Source organism: Ramlibacter lithotrophicus (assembly GCF_012184415.1).
In the GTDB taxonomy this organism is placed as follows: Bacteria; Pseudomonadota; Gammaproteobacteria; order Burkholderiales; family Burkholderiaceae_C; genus Ramlibacter; species Ramlibacter lithotrophicus.
On the sequence record NZ_VTOX01000017.1, the window covers coordinates 1 to 3,419 of the forward strand.

6 protein-coding genes are annotated in these 3,419 nt (G+C 60.6%); 1 reads left to right on the plus strand and 5 read right to left on the minus strand.

What is annotated here, in order from left to right:
* The first annotated feature begins 289 nt into the window (after positions 1 to 289).
* On the plus strand, positions 290 to 607 hold the full coding sequence (locus tag RAMLITH_RS25970) for a hypothetical protein (RefSeq protein WP_238344401.1): 318 nt from the start codon (positions 290 to 292) through the stop codon (positions 605 to 607).
* A 13-nt stretch (positions 608 to 620) separates the two neighbouring features.
* Here RAMLITH_RS25970 and RAMLITH_RS25370 read toward each other — a convergent pair whose 3' ends face one another.
* The 5 genes from RAMLITH_RS25370 to RAMLITH_RS25390 form a co-directional block, all read right to left on the minus strand.
* Complete coding sequence (locus RAMLITH_RS25370; RefSeq protein ID WP_168110262.1) at positions 621 to 896, minus strand: BrnA antitoxin family protein; 276 nt, start codon at positions 894 to 896, stop codon at positions 621 to 623.
* Positions 853 to 1,128, minus strand: a complete 276-nt coding sequence (locus tag RAMLITH_RS25375) for a BrnT family toxin (protein WP_168110263.1) — start codon at positions 1,126 to 1,128, stop codon at positions 853 to 855. Before RAMLITH_RS25375 ends, RAMLITH_RS25370 begins: the two co-directional genes overlap by 44 nt.
* Before the next feature lie 123 nt (positions 1,129 to 1,251).
* Positions 1,252 to 2,109, minus strand: a complete 858-nt coding sequence (locus tag RAMLITH_RS25380) for an IS3 family transposase (protein ID WP_168110266.1) — start codon at positions 2,107 to 2,109, stop codon at positions 1,252 to 1,254.
* The gene (locus RAMLITH_RS25385; protein WP_168110264.1) at positions 2,073 to 2,438 is read right to left on the minus strand and encodes a transposase; all 366 of its coding nucleotides are present in this window, start codon (positions 2,436 to 2,438) and stop codon (positions 2,073 to 2,075) included. The genes RAMLITH_RS25380 and RAMLITH_RS25385 overlap by 37 nt, the downstream gene beginning before the upstream one ends.
* A gap of 108 nt (positions 2,439 to 2,546) precedes the next feature.
* Entirely contained in the window at positions 2,547 to 3,047 is a 501-nt protein-coding gene (locus tag RAMLITH_RS25390) for a DUF3592 domain-containing protein (RefSeq protein ID WP_168110265.1), read from the minus strand.
* Positions 3,048 to 3,419: the final 372 nt, after the last annotated feature.

Genomic DNA, 3,419 nt, shown 5'->3' on the forward strand with positions numbered 1-3,419 from the left:
CTGCGGTCTACAGGTTTGTAGCGGGGCATGGCATCGGCAGGGGCGGCGATGCCTGGTCAACGTTTAACTAGTCAGAAACGCTGACCGGCCGGCGAACCTCCGCGGGAGTTTTTGCACAGCCTCAACGTTCGACTTGACCGGCGCGCAACGGCGGAGTGCGCGCAGCGCACGGACGCACTTGTGCGTCCGCGTCGAATGCTGGGATGGACTCCCCCCGTTCTTGGCGCCACAGTGGCGCACTGGTCTTCATTGGCGTGGGGATCAGATCTTCGAGCGAAAGGAGTCCGACATGAATGCTATGACCATTGCGGTCGATCTGGCAAAGACTGCCTTCCAGCTGGCCGAGGCCGACGACACCTGGCAGATCGTGCGTACGCATCGCCTGACGCGGCGCCAGTTCGAGCGTTTTTTTGCGAACCGACACGTCAAGCTGGTGATCATGGAGGCGTGCGGCTCGGCTCATTACTGGGCGCACTGCCGCCTCCGCAGATTCCATGTTGGCACGGGCCCAAGAGGCCCGCTCAAGATGCCGGATATACGACTGCAGGCGCTCCCTCAAGCCAGCCACATCGATCAGCCTCTTGCCGTTGGAGGGGAGTCCATATAGGACCTGTTAAGTGTCACCGCACTTTGCTCAGACGCTCAGCCATTCTCGTCTGCCAACCAGGGCCGGTAGCTTTCCATCGTTCGATAACGTCGGCCGGCAGACGAAGAGTGAGCTGTTTGCGAGGATTTTCAGAGCGCGGCCGACCACCCTTGCTGATAGTGGCGCGCGCCAGCATCTCTTCGGTCAATTCGGGCAGTTCGTCGTACTCCGATTTCTTGATCTTGTGCGCGTCCACGCGCGCGAGATCAGACTTCAAGTAGCAGCGCGACGCGTGCTTGCTCGCGGGCATTGGCTTTCCTCATGCTGAATACGTGGCGGGCCGCGCCGCGCGGTGTGTAGCCATCCACAACCAGGCGACCTGCGAGATAGCCGTAGCAGATGATTCGAGCTTCACCATAGTCCTTGCGCGTGTCCTCAACCTCCAGAGTGGGGCCGGCGAAAATGAACGTGGCGTCTTCGAAGTCCAAGCCGCGCTCACGCAACGTGCGCTCGCGCTTCTCCGGATCGTAGGTCACGCGCATAGGTTATTGTAACTACATCAACCTACGCGTCAAGCGCGGCTGCACGGTGAGACTTAACGTGAAGATGACCGGCGGACAGTAGGCGGGCGACAGACCGCCGATAGGACGGGAACTTGTACCGGTTTAGTTGACACTGGTTGCTCCATTCTCGCGACGCTCGTATGCAGCTGGCGGCAAGTACTGCAGCGATGAATGCAGCCGCCGCTCGTTGTAGAACCGAATGTAGCTGCTCAGCGTGCTGCGCAGCAGCTGCTCTGTCTCGAACCTCTTCCCATAGAGCTCCTCGCACTTCATCGAGTGGAAGAACGACTCCATGTGCGCGTTGTCGTTCATCTTGCCGGGCCGATTCATGCTCTGCACCATCCCGAGTCGCTGCAACTGGGCCCTGAACTCGAAGTTGGCGAACTCGATGCCACGGTCGCTATGGAACAGCACGCCCGGGCTAATGCTCCTGCTTTTGGCCGAGCGCCGCAAGGCCTCAGTGGTGAGCGCAGCATCGCGCCTGCCACTCAGGCTCCAGCCCACGATCCGGCGCGAGTGCTTGTCCATCACCGCGGCCATGTAGCGCCATTGGCCTGCCACCTTTAGGTACGTCACGTCCCCCACCCACACCTGGTCATGTGAGGCGGTCCTGGCCGCTTCAGCCCGGTACGGAACGCCGGCGTAGAACGCGCGCTGCAGGACCTTGGAGTGGCGATACAGCCTCGCGCTCCTGCCCTGCAGGCCGGCCAGGCGCATGAGCCTTGCCACCCGCCGACGTCCCACGTTCATGCCGTCAAGCCGAAGCTGCCCTGCTACGCGCGGGCTGCCGTAGTACCCGCGGCTGTCGGCATGCACCTGGCGCACACGCTCGATCAAGTCCTCGTCGGTGCGCTGTCGCTCACTGGCTTCTCGCCGCACCCAGGCATAGAAGCCCGCCCGCGAAACACCGTGCAGATCGCACATCATTTGGACCGGATAGGTTTGCCGGTTTGCCTCGATGAAGGCGAAGACTTCGCTTTTCGTTCGGAGGCAAACCGGATAGCTTTTTTTAGCAGATCGTGCTCCATCTGAAGGCGCTTGAACTGCTGCTCCACCTCTCGCAGCCGGCGCAGTTCGGCGGCTTCCTGTGGCTCTAGTGCAGGTGGGTCACCCACCAACTCGCCATCGCGCACCTGCTTGCGCCACTTCGAGAGCATGAACGGATGAATGCACAACGACTCCGCAACATCCTTGATCAGCACTCCAGGCTGCGAGCTCAGTTGTACGGCCTTGAGCTTGAACTCAAGGCCGTACTTCTTGATCTTGGCCGGACCAATTCTTCGTCCCATTGACCACTCTCTCCGTTAGGTAAGAGTGTCCACCAAACCGAGGCAAGCTCCACGTCCGCGTCGATCGTTCTGTTAGCCGGCGTCGCCTGCGGCCGTCACGCCGTTCTCTTAGCTTGCCACCGCCCTCGTTCCGTTCTGGCGTCGCGCGAGCATCCAGACGCCCGCAATTAGCATCATGATTGCACCAAATCCAGCGTCGCTCGGTGCCGCGGGCTGCCAGGGGTTGAAGCGGTAGTAGGATGGCTTATGGGGGAGATAGGAGACGGTGACGGTCTCGCCACGTTGGAACTTTTCGAGCACGCCCATGGGCAGCTGCGTTTCTTCAGTGATTTCCTGCTGCTCCGCCGTCCGGAACTTCACCGTCGCAAGCACCTTGTCGCCGCCCCCCTTGGCCTTCCGTACCCTGGTGTAGGTGTCGCCCGCCGGAACCACAACGGCTTCCAGTCCTCGTGCCCTCAAGGCGCTCTCGCTTTTCCAGTTCCAGAGGGAGTCCGAAAGGACTACAAGGCCAACCAGGAACAGGAGGGCGGGGGCCAACTGATGCCTGAACTTGAGAAAGATGATCGGCAAACCAATAAGCAGGATGGTGCCGACAAGGATCTTGTTCATGTGCCCGTCCGAGCAAGAGAAAGGAAGAGAAAGCGGGTTGAGGCCGCAGCGACGTCAGGCAACTGAAAATTCTTCCGCTGATGACTGAGTCACTTCAGATTGTGTGGCGAGGCGGGGGTTTGGCACCACCTTCAGAAACAGTCTGGCCCATATTTGTGGCGTGTTGTACACAATTGACCGGCCATCGGAAGATGGCCAGGCGCACCGACGCGTCAGCACGCACGTTTTTGTAGCTTCTACGCCGGCTAACGAGGCTGTGCAAAAACCGCCTTCGCGGCCGCAGCGAAGTGGGCGATTGGATCGAACAGGAATTGCATCGCGGTCATGCTCGCTCGGGGCGCCGATTTGATCTCCAGCCGATTCTGGCAGCCT

Excerpts from the sequence above, each read along its gene's own strand:
- RAMLITH_RS25970 (WP_238344401.1), top strand. The coding sequence starts at position 290 with ATGAATGCTATGACCATTGCGGTCGATCTGGCAAAGACTGCCTTCCAG.
- RAMLITH_RS25370 (WP_168110262.1), bottom strand. The coding sequence starts at position 896 with ATGCCCGCGAGCAAGCACGCGTCGCGCTGCTACTTGAAGTCTGATCTC.
- RAMLITH_RS25375 (WP_168110263.1), bottom strand. The coding sequence starts at position 1,128 with ATGCGCGTGACCTACGATCCGGAGAAGCGCGAGCGCACGTTGCGTGAG.
- RAMLITH_RS25385 (WP_168110264.1), bottom strand. The coding sequence starts at position 2,438 with ATGGGACGAAGAATTGGTCCGGCCAAGATCAAGAAGTACGGCCTTGAG.
- RAMLITH_RS25390 (WP_168110265.1), bottom strand. The coding sequence starts at position 3,047 with ATGAACAAGATCCTTGTCGGCACCATCCTGCTTATTGGTTTGCCGATC.